Source organism: Microvirga sp. jy35 (assembly GCF_056148915.1).
On the sequence record NZ_JBWBEW010000020.1, the window covers coordinates 1 to 19,538 of the forward strand.

17 protein-coding genes and 1 pseudogene are annotated in these 19,538 nt (G+C 56.5%); 9 read left to right on the forward strand and 9 right to left on the reverse strand.

All coding sequences use genetic code 11. The annotated features are described in order from the left end of the window. On the reverse strand, window positions 1-1,117 hold a 1,117-nt coding region (locus AC0QTX_RS15675; RefSeq protein WP_474604747.1), incomplete at its 3' end, for a metallophosphoesterase. Window positions 1,118-2,296: 1,179 nt separating this feature from the next. Here AC0QTX_RS15675 and AC0QTX_RS15680 point away from each other — a divergent pair. The 4 genes and pseudogenes from AC0QTX_RS15680 (at window position 2,297) to AC0QTX_RS15695 (ending at window position 6,398) form a co-directional block, all read left to right on the forward strand. Next, window positions 2,297-2,848 carry a hypothetical protein gene (locus tag AC0QTX_RS15680; protein WP_474604748.1) on the forward strand — a complete coding sequence of 184 codons (552 nt, stop codon included), beginning with the start codon at window positions 2,297-2,299 and terminating at the stop codon, window positions 2,846-2,848. Beyond that, window positions 2,781-4,109: a DNA-packaging protein gene (locus AC0QTX_RS15685; RefSeq protein WP_474604749.1), complete on the forward strand. Its 1,329-nt coding sequence runs from the start codon at window positions 2,781-2,783 to the stop codon at window positions 4,107-4,109. Before AC0QTX_RS15680 ends, AC0QTX_RS15685 begins: the two co-directional genes overlap by 68 nt. Before the next feature lie 962 nt (window positions 4,110-5,071). Further along, window positions 5,072-5,848: pseudogene (locus AC0QTX_RS15690) on the forward strand (phage portal protein); the annotation flags it as partial. 169 nt (window positions 5,849-6,017) lie between these two features. Next, window positions 6,018-6,398 carry a hypothetical protein gene (locus tag AC0QTX_RS15695; protein WP_474604750.1) on the forward strand — a complete coding sequence of 127 codons (381 nt, stop codon included), beginning with the start codon at window positions 6,018-6,020 and terminating at the stop codon, window positions 6,396-6,398. A 568-nt stretch (window positions 6,399-6,966) separates the two neighbouring features. Here the strand turns inward: AC0QTX_RS15695 and AC0QTX_RS15700 are convergent. The 4 genes from AC0QTX_RS15700 to rnhA form a co-directional block, all read right to left on the reverse strand. Beyond that, the gene (locus AC0QTX_RS15700) at window positions 6,967-8,799 is read right to left on the reverse strand and encodes an FG-GAP-like repeat-containing protein (protein WP_474604751.1); all 1,833 of its coding nucleotides are present in this window, start codon (window positions 8,797-8,799) and stop codon (window positions 6,967-6,969) included. A gap of 162 nt (window positions 8,800-8,961) precedes the next feature. After that, window positions 8,962-9,156: an RNase H family protein gene (locus AC0QTX_RS15705; protein WP_474604752.1), complete on the reverse strand. Its 195-nt coding sequence runs from the start codon at window positions 9,154-9,156 to the stop codon at window positions 8,962-8,964. 681 nt (window positions 9,157-9,837) lie between these two features. Beyond that, on the reverse strand, window positions 9,838-9,981 hold the full coding sequence (locus AC0QTX_RS15710; protein ID WP_474604753.1) for a hypothetical protein: 144 nt from the start codon (window positions 9,979-9,981) through the stop codon (window positions 9,838-9,840). Window positions 9,982-10,531: 550 nt separating this feature from the next. Beyond that, on the reverse strand, window positions 10,532-10,999 hold the full coding sequence (rnhA, locus tag AC0QTX_RS15715) for a ribonuclease HI (protein ID WP_474604754.1): 468 nt from the start codon (window positions 10,997-10,999) through the stop codon (window positions 10,532-10,534). 631 nt (window positions 11,000-11,630) lie between these two features. Here rnhA and AC0QTX_RS15720 point away from each other — a divergent pair. Then, on the forward strand, window positions 11,631-12,341 hold the full coding sequence (locus AC0QTX_RS15720; protein WP_474604755.1) for a LuxR C-terminal-related transcriptional regulator: 711 nt from the start codon (window positions 11,631-11,633) through the stop codon (window positions 12,339-12,341). Between the two features lie 113 nt (window positions 12,342-12,454). Here AC0QTX_RS15720 and AC0QTX_RS15725 read toward each other — a convergent pair whose 3' ends face one another. Next, entirely contained in the window at window positions 12,455-13,762 is a 1,308-nt protein-coding gene (locus tag AC0QTX_RS15725) for a hypothetical protein (RefSeq protein ID WP_474604756.1), read from the reverse strand. A 4-nt stretch (window positions 13,763-13,766) separates the two neighbouring features. Then, window positions 13,767-14,162 carry a hypothetical protein gene (locus AC0QTX_RS15730; protein ID WP_474604757.1) on the reverse strand — a complete coding sequence of 132 codons (396 nt, stop codon included), beginning with the start codon at window positions 14,160-14,162 and terminating at the stop codon, window positions 13,767-13,769. A 1,023-nt stretch (window positions 14,163-15,185) separates the two neighbouring features. Here AC0QTX_RS15730 and AC0QTX_RS15735 point away from each other — a divergent pair. Beyond that, on the forward strand, window positions 15,186-15,797 hold the full coding sequence (locus AC0QTX_RS15735; RefSeq protein ID WP_474604758.1) for a hypothetical protein: 612 nt from the start codon (window positions 15,186-15,188) through the stop codon (window positions 15,795-15,797). Between the two features lie 175 nt (window positions 15,798-15,972). Here the strand turns inward: AC0QTX_RS15735 and AC0QTX_RS15740 are convergent, their stop codons facing one another. Further along, window positions 15,973-16,563 (reverse strand): recombinase family protein, encoded by a 591-nt coding sequence (locus tag AC0QTX_RS15740; protein ID WP_474604759.1) that lies wholly within the window; start codon window positions 16,561-16,563, stop codon window positions 15,973-15,975. A 1,052-nt stretch (window positions 16,564-17,615) separates the two neighbouring features. On the opposite strand from AC0QTX_RS15740, the gene AC0QTX_RS15745 reads away from it, so the two are divergent. From AC0QTX_RS15745 to AC0QTX_RS15755, 3 genes are all read left to right on the forward strand, one after another. After that, on the forward strand, window positions 17,616-17,765 hold the full coding sequence (locus AC0QTX_RS15745) for a DUF6894 family protein (protein ID WP_474604827.1): 150 nt from the start codon (window positions 17,616-17,618) through the stop codon (window positions 17,763-17,765). 412 nt (window positions 17,766-18,177) lie between these two features. Then, the gene (locus AC0QTX_RS15750) at window positions 18,178-18,714 is read left to right on the forward strand and encodes a PRC-barrel domain-containing protein (protein WP_474604760.1); all 537 of its coding nucleotides are present in this window, start codon (window positions 18,178-18,180) and stop codon (window positions 18,712-18,714) included. Between the two features lie 152 nt (window positions 18,715-18,866). Continuing rightward, on the forward strand, window positions 18,867-19,115 hold the full coding sequence (locus AC0QTX_RS15755) for a DUF6894 family protein (RefSeq protein WP_474604761.1): 249 nt from the start codon (window positions 18,867-18,869) through the stop codon (window positions 19,113-19,115). 67 nt (window positions 19,116-19,182) lie between these two features. Here the strand turns inward: AC0QTX_RS15755 and AC0QTX_RS15760 are convergent, their stop codons facing one another. Next, window positions 19,183-19,494 carry a hypothetical protein gene (locus AC0QTX_RS15760; RefSeq protein ID WP_474604762.1) on the reverse strand — a complete coding sequence of 104 codons (312 nt, stop codon included), beginning with the start codon at window positions 19,492-19,494 and terminating at the stop codon, window positions 19,183-19,185. Between the last annotated feature and the right edge of the window lie 44 nt (window positions 19,495-19,538).

Genomic DNA, 19,538 nt, shown 5'->3' on the forward strand with positions numbered 1-19,538 from the left:
TGCCATAGACCCGGTCGTTGCCGAAGCTGCCATAGACCTTGTCGTTGCCGGAGCCGCCATGGACATAGTCGTTGCCGCTGTCGCCGTAGACCTTGTCGTTGCCGGTGCCGCCATAGAGCTTGTCATTGCCGCCACGACCCTTGACCGTGTCGTTGCCGCCCTTGGCCTTGATCGTGTCGTCGACGTTGTCCCTGCCATTGAGCGTCTCGGACCGGGCTGTGCCCGTGCGGGCGACGCTGGGAGCGGGTGGATTGCGAGGCGGTACAGCTGTAATGGGATTGCCGGGCGTTTCGGCGCTGCTAATGATTGTATATTTATCTATCAGCGTTCCTCCGTCGCCGACTGACCACAGCTCAAAGGTGAGACTGGCATCGTCTGCCGTAACCAGCATGCTCCCGTGGTCGGCGTGGTAGCGTACGACGCTGTCGGGATCCACGGCGCTGCTGAAGGGGCGCAGTTCTGCACCACCAATACCATTGACGAAGTATGGCATGATTGCGCCATCTCGATTGTCGTCTTTCAGCAGCCGCTCATAACTGTGCTCATGGCCCGAAAGCACCGCATCTACACCCCATTCCTCGTAGGACCAACGGACTTCCGGATCGGATCCATGCTGGCCCGATGAGTAGGGGGGGGCATGCATCACCACAATCTGCCAAGGCGAAACTGAACCCTTCAGGCCAGCCTCGAGCCACTCTGCTTGAGCAGAATTGACTGTACGGCCATCGGGCTCCGCCGGATCAGAGTCCAGCACGAAGAAATGCACCGGGCCTTGGACAAAATCATAATACCGTTCATTGCCAGAGGAACTTTCAGGCATGGTGAAGAAGTCCAGATAGGCTTGAACTCCGCCGCCATCTGACCAGTCGTGATTGCCAAGGGCAGGGAAGAAGCGATTTGTTTCACTACCAGTCCCATATCTACCCTTATAATTTCCAATGTAGTCGGAATAGAACTGGCCAATCGCGTCATCTGGGGAGTTCTGGCTGCCGTAGGTGTTGTCGCCGACCGTAACTATGAAGTCGGGGTTCTGTGACTTGACGAGCCGGGATACCGCGAGTTCGTAGCTGTTCTTGACGCCATAATCACCAATAACGGCGAACTTAGCTGTCGGCATCGCTCTGGCCCTTCGGATAACCGCGCCACAGCTATAACCATATGTTCATTGGCTGAGCTGCCGCTATCGTCAATGCTAAATGGATAAATCGGAAATGGAGCAAAGATCATACTGGAGGGGCATTTGAAATTATCACTCCTCAAGGGAGTTTTCTGGGTGCCATCAACCGAAATACCTTTCCAAGAAAAACATACTCCCCTTTCGTGTTACATCTAAAAGGACCTGCCTGCGGCTGTGCTTGTGCTCGGCACCGCGGACGAGTGGTTCGACCCGGATCTCGTCGCAGTTGGCCGAACCGTCCTTGTTGAAGCGCTGCTGGCGAGTTCGACTTTTCCGTTCAGATCGACGGAGCGCCAAACGATAATCCAGCAGCCACCCACCGGCGTGGTGACACGCGGGTCGCCCCTGTCGCCCTCCACGGTCATGTTGACCTGCGGCTCGGTACCCGGTCGCATGATCGTCGGCATTGAAGCTCTCCTGTCCGGTCTGTTCGACCTATCTCCTGCGCGCGAGCCGTCAGGAAACCGAGAGGTGGGTTGCGTGCAGCGGATCGCACTAGGTTTATATGCACGCCGACCCAGTGACGCTGCGTTGAATTGCGCCAATGCTCGAGGTTCGCCGATGCATGCTGGTTGCCTGGGCTGTGTTGCGGATTGGCTCTGTAGGGAGTTTCCACAATGCTTCAGCAGCCAACTTGCCCCTCTTTTAAGATCAACCATTCTTGCCGCTCCCCAGAACGGGTCGCCCCTCCGATCAAACAGGTCATAAAACAACGTTCAATCCATGTAAGCGGATCAGTAAGCAATGATCAATGTGCAAAGTATAAAGAATTATACTTGGCATTACTGCCAACGTTTTCTCTTTATTGCGTGTATGTTCTAATTTTGATCGCAGCTACGCGCAACACTGTCCTACGGCTCGATCCTTAGGAGAACTTTCCGGGAACGGCCGCGGATGGCCAGCCACGCTGACCCGGACTGCGGCGGCCTATGCCTGAACCATGACAAACCATCCACCTGAGGCCGGGTTCAAATTGCACCTTGACAGCGTGACGCTCTTAGAGTACAAAACATGAACACTGACGAAGTGTGAATGAAGCAGCCCCGCCCATTCACCGCATCAGGCAAACCTCCACCGCCCCGGCGCCCCCGCTCGGGCGGTTTTTTATTGGCTGTTTCCATGCGCCAGAGAATTGAGATCACGGACGAGCAGAGGCAGCAGGCCTGGGAGATTTACGCCCGACAGCCCGATAAGCACCTGCCCGACATCCAGACCTTTCTCGGCGTGAGCGCCGGCACCTTCGTGCGGCTGCGCCAGCGCTGGGGCTGGCCGGCGCGCCAGACGGCTCTCAACGAGAACGCTCTGAGCATGGCCGCGAAGGACCAGGGTGGGGTGGCAGGCATCGCCAAGGCCGCCGTTGCTTCGGTGAATGACGCGGCGCGTGCGTTGGCACAGGCCACCCGGGTGCAGATCGACGCGCTCATGGACGAGCAGCGCAGGGGCCAAGCCAAGGATCACGACAAGACGGCCCGCAGGCTCGCGTCCTATGCCAGGACGCTGGCAGCCGCGCGGACGCTTGTGGAACAGGAAAGTTCACCGCTCGATGACACCGAGCCTCACGACAACAGACCACGGCGCAGCCTCCACGAGCTGCGCGAGGAGCTTGCTCGCCACCTTGACCGGATTATCGCGGAGGAGGAGTCTCGCGGACGCGACGGCCTCCTGGTCTGAGGGCGACTTCGAAGACGTTCTCCGCTTCTGGCCGATCCTCTGCCGGCCCGAGCAGCGCCTGCCGGGCCTGGCCCGGACGCACGACCCCTGGACAATCTGGCTCATCCTCGGCGGACGCGGCGCGGGCAAGACCCGCACCGGCGCCGAATGGGTGCGCGGCATCGCGCTCGGCGATCCCGATTTCGGCACGAGCGCCTCCCGGCGCATCGCACTCGTGGGCGAGACGTTTTCGGATGCCCGCAACGTGATGGTGGAAGGGCCTGCCGGCATCCTTGCCGTTCATGCCCGGCACGAGCGTCCCACCTGGTCGCCGTCCCTGCGCAAGCTCGAATGGGCGAACGGCGCCGTCGCGCAGGTGTTCTCGGCGGAGGATCCCGATTCCCTGCGCGGCCCGCAATTCGAGGCCGCCTGGGCGGACGAGCTCGCCAAGTGGCGTCACGTGGAGGAGACCTGGGACATGCTGCAGTTCGGCCTGCGCCTCGGCGCGCATCCGCGCCAGATGGTGACGACCACGCCGCGGCCGATCCCGATCCTCAAGCGCTTTCTCGCGGATCCGTCGGTGGCGGTGTCGCGCATGCGCACCGCCGAGAATGCGGAGAACCTGGCGCCGGCCTTTCTCGACACGGTGGTGCGCCGCTATGCAGGCACCCGGCTCGGGCGGCAGGAACTCGACGGCGACATCATCGAGGACCGTCCCGATGCGTTGTGGACCCGCGACCTCATCGAGAGCAATTGCATCGACGCGGCGCCATCGCTCATGCGCATCGTCGTGGCGGTCGATCCGCCGGCCTCGTCGTCGAAGCGGGCGGACGCCTGCGGGATCGTCGCCGCCGGCCTGGATGACGGCGGCATGGCCTATGTGCTGGAGGACGCGACGGCGTCAGGCTTGAAGCCGCCCGAATGGGCCGCGAAGGCCGTGGCCCTGTATCGAAGGCTGCAGGCCGATGCCCTCGTGGTCGAGACGAACCAGGGCGGCGAGATGGCTGGCAGCGTGATCCGCGAGGTCGACCCCTCCGTGCCGGTGGTGAGCGTGCGCGCCACGCGGGGCAAGTATCTGCGCGCCGAGCCGGTCTCCGTGCTCTATGCGCAGAACCGCGTCCGCCATGTGGGCGCGTTGCCGGAGCTCGAGGACGAGCTCTGCGACTTCGGCCCCGGCGGCCTCACATCGGGCCGGTCCCCCGACCGCCTTGACGCGCTGGTCTGGGCGCTGACCGAACTGATGCTGCAGGAGCGGCGCGAGCCGCGGGTGAGAATGCTTTAGACGCCGGACCAATGCTCGGAAGAGCAGGCTTATTTCACACTTTGCCCTCATCCCGAGGAGGTCGCTTAAGCGACCGTCTCGAAGGAGATTCCAGAGACTGCTGAAGCCCTCCTTCGAGATGCAGCCTGATGGCTGCTCCTCAGGATGAGGGCTCGACTGGAGGCAACCTTATCAGGGCCTGGATACGGTCCAAGATAAAGAACGCCCCGGCCGAAGGGTGGTGTTCACGCACATCTCCAGCCGGGGCGCCGTGGCTACCGTAGGGGCAACATGTGAAGCCACATGGCATAAGCTATGCCGTTGCGGTCGATCCACAAGGCTTCTGATGGGGTGAGCCTTTTGCGCCATGGATGGCGCGAAAGGGGCATCGCAGCGCGAAAGGGAAGCATGTGTGGAGGCCGGCTGCAGGGCTGGGGCGGATGGCAGTCCATCCGTGCCGATCCGCCCCGCCATCTGCCTCATGCCGTCCCCATAGGAGAAGGACGGCAGAGCTTGAAAATTCGATGGTCGCGCCAGCCGGTCCGAGGAAAGCAGCCCGGCTGGCGCGTGAATGTCGCCGGGTGCCCCCGCAACATCTCGAGATTACCCTCGGGCATGTGACGCGCCTATGACAAACGCACCGAACGTGCCTGATTTGCGGTCATCGGATGCGGAAGTTGTCGGCAGTCTGAAGCAGCAGTGGGCACGCTTGTCAGCTCCGGCGGCCGTGAGGCCGAGACGGAGATCGATTTATGCGCCCGGCAATGGGAATTCCCTTCCCCTGCAATGGCTGCGCCACCTCCGGCCGGGAATGACACCCTCTCCCGCGATCACCGGCCTTGTGCCGGTGATCTCGATCGTGTGGAGCGCCGCGCCTTTCTGATCGGGATGGCCGGCACAAGGCCGGCCATGACAACGGAGCGTGTTGCTCACGCACGGCGACACCCTTCATTCCTCACGCCTCACCAAGGCAGGACCTATTCATGCTGAACCGATTGACCCGCTGGCTCCAGGCTGCGCCGGACACCAAGGCCTCGCGTGCGCAGGGCGCCATCGCGCTCTACGTCGCCGGACGCGCCGTGTGGACGCCGCGCGACTATGGGGCGCTCGCCCGCGAAGGCTTTCAGAAGAACGCCATCGTGCACCGCGCCGTGCGGCTGGTGAGCGAGGCGGCGGCGTCGCTGCCGCTGGTGCTCACGGGCGAGGAGAGGGAGCTTCCCTCGCATCCGCTGCTGTCGCTTTTGGCCAGGCCCAATGCGCGGGAGGGCGGGCAGCGTTTTCTCGAGAGCCTCTACGGGCACCTGATGGTGTCCGGCAACGCCTATGTGGAGGCGGTGAGCTTGGACGGCGCCCCGCACGAGCTGCACGCCCTGCGGCCAGACCGCATGCGCGTGGTGCCCGACGCGGACGGCTGGCCCGCGGCCTACGAGTATGCGGTCGGCACGCAGGCCGTGCGCTTCCCGATCCGCGACGAGGCACTGGCGCCGATCCTGCACCTCACGCTGTTCCATCCGGCGGACGATCATTACGGCCTCTCGCCTATGGAAGCGGCCGCAACGGCGCTCGACATCCACAACGCGGCGGGCGCCTGGAACAAGGCGCTTCTCGACAATGCGGCGCGTCCCTCCGGCGCGCTCGTGGTCGGCGGCGCGACGCTCACCGACGCGCAGTTCGACAGGCTCAAGAGCGAGCTTGAAACCAATTATCAAGGCGCCGGCAACGCGGGCCGCCCCTTGCTGCTGGAGGGCGGCCTCGACTGGAGCATATGTCAACGGAAGACGCCGAAAGCCATCTTCCCGCTTCGCTCTGTCCGTGAGACTGCGTCCTGTGGATTGTGAGGAAATCTACCTCACAGGGTTACTTCTTACTGAGAACAAAAGTAGAACAAAATGATTGAGTCTGAGTGTTGTGACGCTGGAGAAGGGATCTATGTCTGACTTTGATTTCGAGACAGTTGCCAGGGGTGCTGCTGCCATCAAGACCTCGATTGATGCCTTCAAAGGAGCAGTAGGGCTTGTGCGTGAGGTGAAGGATGCACTGCCACCTTCTAAGGAGACAGAGACAGTTGCCAGGGCACTCGATGAAGCAGAGCAGACTGCTACTATAGCTGAGGCTCAACTCGCACAAGCCTTGGGCTATGAACTCTGTAGGTCACACTTCCCGCCGGTCATCATGCTGGATGTTGGATTCTATTCTGATAGGCAGACTGGTAAGCCTATGGGCGTTTTCGAGTGTCCAGCCTGTGGGAGGCTCTCCAGAACCATGCCTTATAAGAGGACAGTTCCACTCCGGGAGAAGACCAGAACTTAGGTCGAGTGGTGTACATCCCGAAAAGAAATGCCCCAGCCGGCAAACCGGGCCTTCGTCTCAGCGTCCTACTGGTCTTGTGCGTTCCACGCAGCGGTACCCAATGGGGCACTGAGGGTCGTCTGCTGTCGGCACCCAAGCTGGGTCTGGTACCTCACCCAAGACACACCGGCCATACCCAGCGACATAGCGGTCGTAGGTGAAGGGACCCGTGTTGAGTACGATAGCACCTTGGGTGGCCACCAGTGCTCGTGCCCCATTGCAGGACATCCGCAAGGTCAGAGGGTTGCTTTGAGCGAATACACTGGAACTCATGCTCACAAGAGCGATAGCAGAGTAGATCACCTTCACGGGTTTCATCGCGACCCTCGTTAGCGAACGCGTCTAGGCAACGCCCAATGTTAGATAATGCGGGTCAGAGCAAGATGGACCCGGAGCCTTGCTGTTGAAGTGCGCTCCCACACAGTAAGAGGGCTTTAGTTGCCGTCAGTCTCTGCCCAAAAGCAAACGCCCCAGCCGGGGTGAAGGCAGCCTCGGCTAGGGCGCAGGTGTGTTCAGGAGAGTCGATCTGTCACAGGACAAACCAATCCTTCGTCAGATCCATCTTGCCCTTAAGGCGAATAACACCCTCTGAGGCGCGGTCCGAGTCCGTATTGAAGGACACATAAGTCTCGGTCGACGTTTTCTCGTATCGGACCTGACCAGCCTTGGTGAACTTCTTAGTGCCGATAAAGCTGAATTTCTGATTCCCGGCGACCTTAATGTTTGCGTCAATTGCTGCAAGATCGATCTTGTCACCCTCTAGGCTATTGAAGTCAGTAATCCGGTCTGCGGTGCTCCTTGTCGTGCCAGTATCCTTGTCATCGAAAACAAACCGATCTCGTCCACTGCCACCGCTTAGTTGATCTAGGCTCAGACCACCCGTCAGACGGTCCTCCCTAGCACCTCCACTCAGGATGTCCTTTCCACTCTTACCGTTCAAGGTATCGCTCCCTGAGCCGCCAGAAAGCTTGTTGGCCTTGTCATTGCCAATCAGTGTTAAGCCCTGGGCTTTAACCAAGAATGCTTTGAGAGAACTGTAGGTCTTACCGTCGCCACCCACAGAAAAGTACACGAAATCGAAACCATGCTTGTTGCCAAGATCAATCGGGATCAAGGGCGGGGTCTCACCTCCCCAGTTCTTCGGAACTGTGGGGAGCATGTCATCGGGTGCTTTCTTGAAGCGCCCAATGCCATCGTTCAAGAACAGGCGGGTTCCGATATTGCCCGCATGTGCGTAAGAGGAGTCTAGAATGTCAGGATCACCATCCCGATCAAAGTCAATGATGTAGATCGTGCCTTCAGCAGTGCCCTTCGGTCCGGCTCGATCTTGATCTCCTTGGATCCGCCATGACTCATCCTTGAACTGGGTGCCACCGTAATTCTTGATCACCTGCAACTGGCGACCGACGTAGTAGGGCTCGAAACGTCCCTGTGACAGGATGATGTCTTTGAAGCCATCACCATCGATATCCACGACTGCGATATCGTCATTCTTGGTGTTGGTGCCGTAGATCCCCTGAGGAAACTGAATTATCGCTGCCTCTGAGAACTGGCCGCCGCCATCGTTAAGCCCAATGAAGCCATTAATCTCTCCCCCGCGATAATATGGGGCAACAATATCAGCCGCATTATCTCCGTTAAGGTCAGCGAGTTTGATACCTGCTTGGAATGGCACAAGGCCGTTGGTGTATTTATATGGGTCGCCAACTTCCGCAGGAAGTCGATCTGAGATGTCTGTAAAATGGAGCCCATTGGAGTCGTTTAAGAAAAAGCCTATTTTCCCCGATGCCATCTTTCCCGAGAACAAGATGTCGAGATCGCCATCCGCATCAATGTCACCGAGGGTAACATCACGTGCCATATGGGCAGGGTCGCTGCCATTCTCGTGGAAGGGAAGACGGTTTGTTTCATCAGTAACGCCTACGGGAGAGCCGTAGATAAGCGTCTGTCGCTCGCCAGGTATCACTGGATGAGCGCCATGGGCACTAGCAACGATGTCAGCAATGCCATCTCGGTTAATGTCGCCGACATCGAAGCGATAATTTTGCTGCCGCCCGAGACTTGCTGGGACCGTTGTGAAGCCCGGATTGGCCGTAAGGACCCCACTTTTGGTTCCAAGTAGGATTGTTGGATAAGCGGCTGGGTGGCTTTCGACGTGTGGGAAAATCTGAGGAGCAAAAACAAGGTCTTGCCGCCCGTCTCCGTTGACATCAGCAGTAATGGGGTTGCCTATGGTCATGGAGTACGTACTGGCAGGGAAGGTTTGTCCAGTGCCATGGTAAGTCCACGGACCATGCGAGCCATAGACGCGGTATTCGTAAGTGGATTTGGTAGGATATTTGTAGAACGGTGAACTGGCCATGAGACAAAACCTGGAGAACATAGCGGTATGAAACGCCTATGTTTTAGCAGAGCTGGGCAAAGAGATCGTTTTCAAAGCGCAACTCTGAGAGATACGGTGCCCGTGTGTGTCTCGATGGTAACACTAGAATTCTGACCGGAATGGGCGCTCGGGAGAAGGCCATTAGTTATTTGCTCCCGCAGAAGCTCTAACCGCCTCCCAGCTAGCGAGCCCATCCACCCGTTCATTCTCAGGATGCCCTGCGTGACCTTTCACCCACTTCCAAACGATGCTCCGGCAAACCCATCGCGGGGCATGATCGCTACCGGAGCCCTGGGGCAACCAAGACCCCAAACACCGACGATGATTTGCAGTCAAGCTAGGTATCTGGTCGCCAGCCGAGGAGCCGTCGTTCTAGGCACTGGGCGTTACAGCTATGACCGCTATGTCAGCGGCCAGGCATTCTGTCTTCGCGGTGAGTATGCGTGGCCAGCCTGGGTGCCATCTACCGATACCCGAGAATGTCCAGTTGGATATACCTGCCAGAGCAATCCACCGTGGTGGTTCTTCGATGATTGACGTGGCTCAAGATCCGAGATGCTACCGGTAGTTGGGCACCAAGCCTATGCGAATGGTTGCCGCTTGGAGCAACTCAGGGGATACCTAGACGCTATGGTCCTGGGTTCGGTGACTTAGCCTTACCCAAACCTCTCAACTTCCAGGCCCAGGGCGTGGCACACAGCGGTACCCGATGGGGCACTGAGGAGTATCGACTGTTGGAACCCAGGCAGGGCGTGCGGACTCGTCTTGGACACACTGGGTCACGGCTGATACGTAACGGTCATAGGTTGTTGGGCTAGTGTTAAGGACAACAGCGCCCTGACTGGCAACCAGTTGTCTTGCCCCATTGCAAGACATCTGTAGGGTCAAAGGACGGCCTTGGGCCAGTACGCCAGATCCCATGCTCAGATAGACGAGAGCAGCACATACTAACTTCACGTGTTCCATGGCCACCCTCCTGAGGTGGGTCCGCTGGGGCAACCCTTGTCACGGTGCCCCTTAAGCCATCAGCGACATCACCGCCGAGAGAACGTTCATCACCACTACCGTTCCTGCAAACCATAAGGGGACAGGTGGGTGATCCCGCTGATAGGCGAGGTCGTCATCGGCGGTAGAAAGGGCCTGTGAAGCATCGAAAGTCATCGTCTATCTCCCAAGGCAGGAGGCGATACTGACCTGAAGACAATGACCGTGTGCTGTCATTTTGGCAGTGCGGTCCCACACCTGGGGCACAGGATAGCCATCTCATGACAGGCCGAAAGACTTGGTGAATTGACCTACCCACGCGCTGGGATGACACTGGCCCTGGGCTGGGAGGTCATCGTCCTCCCTGAATCTCAGGCTCCCCTACGGAGCCTTTTCTTTGCCCAGAGGACACATTATAGCCACGGTTGGCCTTAGGCTCCATCTTGGACAACCAGGAGCCTTGCCATGCAACTTGCAATTCGGACTGTACGTAACCTCAGTCTTCTGCTGTTTGTGCTTGGGGCTGCCGCCTTGGTTTCTCCAATTCTGCTGGGCTTTTCCTACGCTGCAAGCGTATTGGCCTCAGGCTTGATGTTCCCCTGAGTTCTTGCCGTTCTGGCACTTGAGCAGACCTATAGAACATTCAACGAGTGGGCAGATTAGTGAAGCCCTTTCAGTTGCCTTGATTAGCTTCTGAGAGGGTTATGGTTTGGCAGCAGGTCAGCCGTTAGCGGGATACTCCAGCAAACCCAATCGCCATAGCTGCCATCTGTGCCTCGGTATTTGCCAGTCCATCAACCCGCTCGTTCTGCTCATGCCCAGCATGGCCTTTGACCCATTGCCATCTGATGCTGCGACCGCTGATTAGCTGATCCATTTGCATCCAGAGGTCTTGGTTCATCACCGGCTTGCCGTCAGCCTTGCACCACTCTCTGGCCTTCCACCCGCGCAGCCACTCGGTGGCCCCCTTGATCACATACTGGCTGTCGCTGTGGATCACGATGGGGAGACCCTGAGGCACAGCCTCAAGCGCCTTGATGGCAGCTGTCATTTCCATCTTGTTGTTCGTGGTGGAGCGGTCCCGTCCCACGATGATCTGCTCTTCTCCAGCGATGGTGACCACGGCTGCGTAACCGCCCGGACCAGGGTTTCCGAGGCAAGCGCCGTCCGTGAAGATTATGGCTTCATTCGACATAGGATTCTCAATCAGTCAGTTGTGGAATGGGACTGCACCATGAGGAGCGAAATGGGGAGGGGCTTAAAGCAGGAGAGGGCTTAAGATCCAGTGACCTCAAGGGCGCCAAGCCTTACTGCCAAGGTTAACCCTTGGTTAACTCTTCAAGGTCAGGTTCGCCGTGAACATCGCAGGAGCCTCATGGTGCGTACCCTCAAGACGATCCTTAGCCTCTTTGCGGCAGTCGCGGTGCTTGGCCCTATCGTCACGGTTTCAGCTTATGCAGCTACTATCGTGGCCGCTGCAATGGTTGCCCCATAGGGACCCACTCACAATCAGTAACGATACGTGAATTGACCGGTGGTTCTATGGGGCGGACACTGGGTTTGATCGATGGCATCGGTCACTCCCTTTAGTAAACTGAGGTCCCGCATTAGGGGCCTCTTTTGTTAGCTGAGGGTCTGCCTCCTAGCTTACTCCCGCTGCGTTTCCTGAAGTCTCTATAGCGGTTCACAAGAGAATGTCGCCCTTCAGGGTGAGGAGGTCTCCCATTGTGATTACTCTCCTAGCTTGACCTTGATTGACTCTCGTTTCTCGCTACCCTTCATACCTTCAACAAGGGTTTGTTTCGAGTACAAGGATCAACGGGTGAATGTCTGACGACGCAGCTAAAGAACGTAATGAGCATGTGACCGTTCTGATCTGCAAGAATTCACTACTTCGCGAAGGTCTCAAGCATCTCTTAGCTGACACCTGCTTCAATGTGTCTGACACCGTGTTCGATGAGTCCCCACCTTGGCGACCGCGCCTTTATATCCAACCTGCTCTGTTCATCGTGGATGCCAGCAATTCCTCTGCAAGGCTCATCGAAGTTGTCAGGTTGCTGAAGGAACGACATGGTGAGGCGAGGATCGTCTTCGTCGCCCACCACTTTGAGTTTGGCTTCATACGACTAGGACTCGCAGCTGGAGTTGATGGCTTCTGTTTGACAGGGAGTGTCCGTGAAGCTCTGATCAAGTCGCTTGAGTTGGTCATGCTAGGAGAGAAGCTCGTACCGGGGGCGATGGTTCATTCGATTGTCAGTGAAATGGCTTTGAACGTTGAGCCAGTTCAGGACGAGCCTATGACAGAGCCACTTCAACTTGATCCTAAGATGCACAAGCTTTCGAAGCGAGAGGTAGAGATCCTGACCTGCCTCATGCGTGGCGAGCCAAACAAGGTCATAGCGAAGAAGCTCGATGTTGCTGAGGCAACGATCAAGGTTCACGTGAAAGCGATCTTGCGCAAGATAGGAGCAGCTAATCGCACCCAAGCGGCAATGTGGGCTACGGAGCATATGCCACGGAGGCGAGATCCTTCTTGATAGATTAGCACGCCAGGACTGAACATTCTCTGGATGGTGTCTTACGGGTCCCTATAAAGGGGAGTAGGGGTGGTCCTTATAGATAGTAGATACAGAGCACCCCGACTCTGACATTACTCTTCCTCTGTGATGATTGCCTTGATGGAGGTCATCTCCTCAAACACCTCCATCATGACATTCCTCACCAGATCCTTCTTAGACCATGAGACCACAAGGGCATCATGGATAGGTAAGGCAACCACTCCTTGGTCCCTCAATCTCAGGATAACCTCCACGAGGATTTCACTTTCAAGGAACTGAACGTGATGTCCCACCTGGGTTCCGAAGTGATGAGCAATGGCTGGATGAGCTTGCCTGATCACCTGCGTTAGTTCCTGCACTGACTGGTGCTTTGGGAGCTTCTTGGCAGTCCCCTGTGGTTTCCTTGATGGCACGCCATCGGAGAACAAGAGAGCGTTCATAAGTTTCTTAGTCCCTTCACGGCACCATTCCAGGCCAGTAATGCTGTAGAGGTCGTCCATGGGCGGTTGTGCCTTCTCCAGTCCATACAGGAGCCTTGGTCCTATCTGTCCATAATCTAGACAGCTTACAGGCTCTCCCTCAATGACGAGTCCTTGGAGACGTTCCTCCTTCTTGAGTTCCTGCCAGAAGCCTCCGAAGAGCCGTCCCCCACTCTCGAATGAGCCTCGGGTGAAAATCCTCCGAAGGTGCCTGTCGTGGATGTCGATTGCTCGCAAGTTCTTCAGGGCCGTATCATCGAAGTCGATGTCCGCCTCTTCAATCCATGCGTTGATGGCCTCCACTTGATGGCGGTAGAGCCTTACGGTCTCTGTCTCCTCATACTCCTGATACCGGCCCTTGCTCCTGTGGTCATCCTTGATCGCTTTTAGGATGATCGTGGGTCGCTCCTTGTAACCACTGATGTCCTTGAGCCTCACCTGATGGTGCTGGAGGTGCTCCCAAAGACGTTCAGAGGGGTAGATCAGGGTCTGCTGTCCACGACCGAATGGGTTTGAGCTACCCTTAGCCTGTACGAGGAAGTCCAGCTCAGGACTGGAGAACGTATCCAGGATGTCTGGCAGCTTCTTGTTGAGTGCTGGATGGCTGTAGCAGGATCGGGTCCCAAGTATCCGGTTTGAGCGAGGGACAGCGATACCTGAGGTGTGATCTGTCAGGGCAGCGTGGGCAAGGTCGCAGATCAGAGCAGTGACAGTTGCCTCGAAGGTCGCCTGATCGGACGCTCGGCGCTTCCTCTGACGCTTCTGGTAGTAAGCCTCGTAGTTCTGGACCTGATCGACTACCTCCTGAACAAGCGCCCATGCGTTGCTGCTTGTGGGCACCCGTGACGGGTTAAAGAACCGGTCTAGGCGACGAGTCTTCTGTTGAGTAGGGGTAATGCTATCAATGGTGGGGAGGATCATGAGGTCACGTTAGGTCTGCGAGTGCCTGACGAAATGCCATGGCCTCTTGTCGCTTCTTGTCATGTTCCGCTAGTTCGAGTTTCGCGAGATGAAGTCCCGCTCCACCAAAGGCATTGGCCAACCACTGGGCCATCACGGCTGCGGCTCTTGGGTTCAGTTCCTTATATGCCCGCTTGGTCTTGCCGGTCTGGCGGTCGTACCAAGAGCCAGCATTTAGGTCGGTCAGACCGCGCACCCTCCTGACCATCTGGGTCCTGAAGGCACGATCCGAGCGGAAGCGTCGAGGCTGTAGTTCCTGCATCACGAAGAAAGCCAGGGCTGTCTCAATGATCTCCCTTGGAGCAACTGCATCAGTCAGCTTCTGAAGCTCCTGGGCGGCGATGCGCTCGTGCCTGGGCATGGCTCCTCGGAAAGCCAGAAGGCTCCTGGCGTGGTCAGCGAGAGCAGCCAAACGGGCCTCGAGTTGGGTCCATAAGGGACTCTTCTGGTTCTTTTCGATCCTAGCCTGAACGAGCCTGAGATAGGGCTTGAGGTCGCCCTTGGTGATCCCTTGCTGATCGACAGCTCCGTGGCGGCGAAGGCGAGCTTTATGGGTGGTGCAATAGATTGAGTAACGGGAAGACGCAGACGTGCAGCATCCCGCCACCCGACAGAGTCGGTGGGTCATATGGTGTCCTTAATTTGTGATGGTTGGATTGGTGGCCGTACCCCGGCAGACAGGGACGGAAGCAAACAGCGGCGGCACAGGTTTCAGGAAGCCTGATTGTACCTATTAGTGGTGGTAATTGGCCTGGGTCATCTTATGTTGTTGTCTATATTGCCTTTTTCGGCATAGTGCTTCGACAGCCTGTGCGTAGAGTCATTTCGGCTCTGGTGCTGCTTCTCAAGGGTGTTGGGTAACTATGTCCAAGTCCGAATGCGACCTGTGCAAATCATGTCGGGTGATGCTCCTCACGACCCAGCAGTTTATGAAACTGGGAGGGGAGCAATGGGATCACAGCTTCCTCATCCGTGTGGGCAAGCGAGCGCGGGAGCTACACCTAGAGATCCTTGGGAAGCCACCTAAGAAGACTCGTCCGTCCACGACAGGTGCATACCGCAACAAGGTCGGGAAGTACCCTTGCGGGATCTTGGAACAGGCTTATCGGCAGGTCAGGGCGGAAGTTGAGAAAAGCGTCTAAGTCACTAAAATCAAATAGTTATACCCACTTTGAGATTGAACTTTTTAGCCCTAGAAGCGTTGGTTTGGTGGCAGGATGAAATAGCTTTTGTAACGAGTCCTACTGCTGAAGCTTCAGGCCGCCGGAAGCGAGATTGTTCATAAGGCGGGTTGCGACTGTAAATTCCGTTTTCAATTTCCACTCCACCACAATGTAAGGGCCGAGCCAGTCTGAGCTCAAAGGCCGCCTAAGAGGTGTGTGCAATGCGAGATAAAGGTAAGACGTTTTATACGGTTCCGAAAGCAAAAGCCGAAATGGGTGATCTTGTAGAGTTCGTCTCCAAGAACAAGACTGAAGTAAGTATCGGCGGTAAAGTTAATCAGCCTTTCTTTTATTTAACTCCAGTTCGGGAGTCTGATAAAAAACTTGAAAGTATACCAGTAGAAAAAGCAACCAATATCAATTACTGGCATCGCTGCCGCTATACTGGTCAGGGCATACTAATAAAAGGTCCGGGCAAAACAAGTGCTGTCTTGCGGCACAATCCAGATGATTTGCCTGCCGCTAACAAAGTCGTAAGTCCCCATGACTTCGTTCTTCCACCTCTGGCTACAGAGATCCATGAAGACCTTAAGCTAGTTAAAGCTGCGATAGGTAAGCTTGAGACCCAAGTTGAGCAGCTCGGAGAGCGTATTGAAGAAATGACGACGATTCAGCTGGCGGCAGAGCGCCTTGAGGAAGCTGCACATCGGCATGAAGAGAGCTTCAAACGGGTCGAGAAGATGTACCAATGGATCAAAGAGGCAATGGATAAGCAGGATGCTCGCCTACGACAGATGCTGGGCAGCAGTCCGTCACCAGCTGAAGCTAATTAACTTAGGTAGGCCAGAGCTGCGTTATCGAGAGATGCCAACTAGGCCCAGAACTGTTCTTGGAAGAGCTTAGGGGAGCGAAACTAGCAGAAATGGTGGAGCGGAGGTAGGGCATCCATCTCCACCATTTATTGTTCAAACGGGCTGAGTAGCTGACAGCCTGTCAGCGGAACGCTGATCAAACTGCAAGCACCCTCTGCACGACACTGACACCCACCCCAAGTTGCTTTGCGATCTTTATTATTCCTAAGCTCGGATTAGCAGCGCGAGCCTTCCTGATGGCTTCCTCCACGTCCTGCTTTGTCTTAGGACGACCGAGCGTTTTTCCCTCAGCCTTTGCTCTTATAAGACCAGCATTGACCCGAGACCTAATCATCTCCCGTTCGAGCCGAGCGAACACAGCAGCCATCTCCAGCATCGCTCGACCATGAGCCGTGGACGTATCCATGCTTTCCTTGAAGTAGAACTGCGAGACACCTGCTGCTTCTAGTTCGTCCATCGCTGTCACCACAGCCGATGTGGAGCGCCCCAGCCGGTCAACAGCCCAGAATAGGGCGAGATCGAAGCGACGACGCTTGGCGTCCTTGAGGAGGCTATCAAGCCCTGGACGCTTGTCCCTGCCTTTTGCTCCTGAGATCCCGGCATCCTCGTAGGTGACGACCACATCCCAGCCGCGCAGCTCTGCCAGCTTGCTCAGATCCGCCCGTTGGTTCTCGACTGTCTGCCCATCTGTAGAAACACGGAGGTATATCGCTGCTCGCTTGCTCATGATGGCTGCCCCTGTGTCGATGACTGGCACAGATAATAGCCAAACTTATACGGAAATCAAGTGTTTGCCGTATAGCTGAGAAGCGATCAAAGAAGCCAACGAATACAAGGATTCCATACATGAGATTTCAGGTGGGTTTTCCGTATAGGTCTTCTCCGCCTCAAAGAAGCCCAATCCTGTCCCCACGCCCTACATCTCTCCTTCAGCGCACGACTCGCGCATTTCCTGACTTATTGGGGCAACGAGACTATGAGGCTTCTGCGGTTCATCGAACGCGCCATTGCAGCAACTCTCTGGACACTTGCAGCGGGAGCATTCGCTGTAGTCCTCGGGCTCGTCATCGGGAGCTACAGTGCCTCAACGAGAGCCGAGGGAGTGACGCTCGGGCTCCAGTACGGCCAGTGGATTGCTGTTGGCCTCTGCCCTGTTGTGTTGTGGTGGCGGGTGTATCGGACGATGTGGCTCCGTGGACCAAAACGAGGGACAGAAGCAAGGGAGCCCCGCCCTGAGACCACGACCAGCACAGCACTCATCAGAGAACCAGTAGTGAAAGCTCGCAGCAAGCCTCAGCCCAAACCTGAGGAACCCATAGAGAAAGCCGAGAAGCCAAAGCGTGAGCCGAGGGTGCGCCGCGAGCCTAGCCTATAGGTAATGAGAAGAGGTCCCTATGGGGGGAGATTTCCGCAGCGATTTCTGTCGATGCCACTTCACAATTTTGTGGTGGATTCTGAACGAGGTCCAAGCTCCAGAGTTGACATAGATGCACAGTAGGCTGTGCTGGACCCATGGAGGTTCTCATGAACCTGAGCGGTATGACGCATAGGGTCACTGATGCTCTAAAGCGACTGACTGACAGGCTGACCCACCGGAGAAACACTAACCCCCCGCCGCCATCCAGCAAGGACAGTGTCTTCGACAATCGGATGCGGAACGAACGGGACGACGTAACCTGAGAGGGTGTACCTTGTCTGCGGTGCGTAAGGAGGTAGACATGCCTCTTCTATTTCACGCTCCGGTGCCTCACAGAGACTGAGGATCTTGGGTCAGCCGATCTGCCAGACCTCGCTGCAGCCCGCGATGTGGCTCTGAGGATTGCCCCAGCCTTCCGCGCAGGAATCGTCCAAGAGGGAGGCGACCCAGACGATTGTGCGATTGAGGTATCCGATCAGGGGCATCAAGTGGTCTCAGTGATCCTGCTGTGAGATGATGCAGTGGTTGATACCTTGTAAAGGTGAGCCCATCTCAACGAGCATTTTTGAGGCGCTCTGGCTTAGGCCGTCAGCTACCAGTTCAATAGCCTGATTTGGCCAATCATTGAGCTAGCTTTGAGCTAAGCTGAAGCCTTGTTGTTTGAGTCCTGAAAGTCAGGCTGAGATAAGTACTTTCTGATAAGTCCGTGTACTAGTGTGGTAGTATAGCAAGATATTTCCCAAAGCACTTAGGTAACTGTTGTCTTTAACCTAGGGCGATATCCCATCGCGAGGTGAAAGCTTCCTATTGCGCTGTATTTAATTTAGTCACGAATGGCTGAGACAATGGCTGTGCATCTTATCAACTTAAGAGGCACTTATAAGAACCTGCTACGTCTTCCAGTCTGATCCGAACCCCAACCTCTTGGCCTTCACCGACGGTGCTACAGGCGAAAAGCTTCCAGTCGAGAGTGGGCCTTGGACATTCGTAAAAGAGGTTGGCGCAACCGAGCGGTGGACCTTTGGCGTGGGTCGAGCCTTCGTTGCTGCCGGGATATTAGAGAATGGCTTCCTTGTGTGGGAGGCAAGCGATAGCACAGCCACATTTCATCCGGTGATCGAGAGTGATCGGGTGGAAGGCACGGCGGTGTTCAATCAGCAGGGGCGGCGGATTGGCACCATCAAGCGGTTGCTGATTGAGAAGGTCAGCGGCGAAGTCCTCTATGTTGACGTGACGTTTGGCGGCTTCCTCGGCATTGGGGTTCACCACCGCACAATCCCTTGGGACAAGCTCTCGTACGACAAGGCACTTGAAGGTTACCGTACTGAGATTACCGAGGAGCAGGTCCGGGACGCACCAGAGTTCTATGGGGGCGAGGGTGACGATCTGGTCTGGCCTGACCGCAAGCGCGAGAAGGAACTGAGGGACTACTGGCACGACGATCCAAGAGGTCCAATCTAACCTCCTGTGGGCGCAGCCTTCTGCTAAAAGGGGCAGGGATGAGGCTGATCAGGCAAGTGACTCTGGGCATCATGACTAATCGTAGTTAGCTGCCCAAATAATCCTTAGGACCGCGGTACCGGGTAAGGTTCTTTGGCTACTCTATCGTAGCTATGCCTACCTTTGACGTTTACGTCTGGAGCAACTGTCGCCGTCTGAAATATCCACGCGGCTTGAATGTGCCGAGTGTAGAGGCTGCCCACGGCGTTGCACTAATGATGGGGCGAATGTTCATTAGGCTTAAATCGCTGGGAGGCCATCTGCCTCAGGCCAAATGTGACTTCCACGTTGAGGTTGTTGACAAGGATGGCCGAACCGTTCTGGCGGTTCCAGGGCGGTGGATAGGGGCATTGACTAGTTAGTCCTAGGTGTTGCCCTCAGGGTTTGAGATATGGCTATCCATGTTGGGCTTGCGCTTGGAAGGTACCGTCAATCCTCATCAGCTTGGCTCGTCCACTTGGCCACTTCCTCTGTTGTGGCCTTCCTTCTGCTGACGAGAGCAGCAAGCAGATCAACCGGGAACGGCGTGCTTTGAAGTGCAGTCCTGATGAACCCATGCTGATCAAGTTCAAAGAGACGGATTGTCAGCGTGTCGGGCTGCTCTGAGGCATACTCAATATCAAAGGAGTGATAAGAATTATTCTGCCCATCTTCTGTTCCGACATGAACGTTGAGTGAGACTACTCTGTCCTCTGGTCCACAAAACCCAAGGCGAGCATCAATATTGAGGTCATTGCTCATGTTGTTATTTGTTGGCTTTCATCCGTCGGGCGACGAACTTGAGA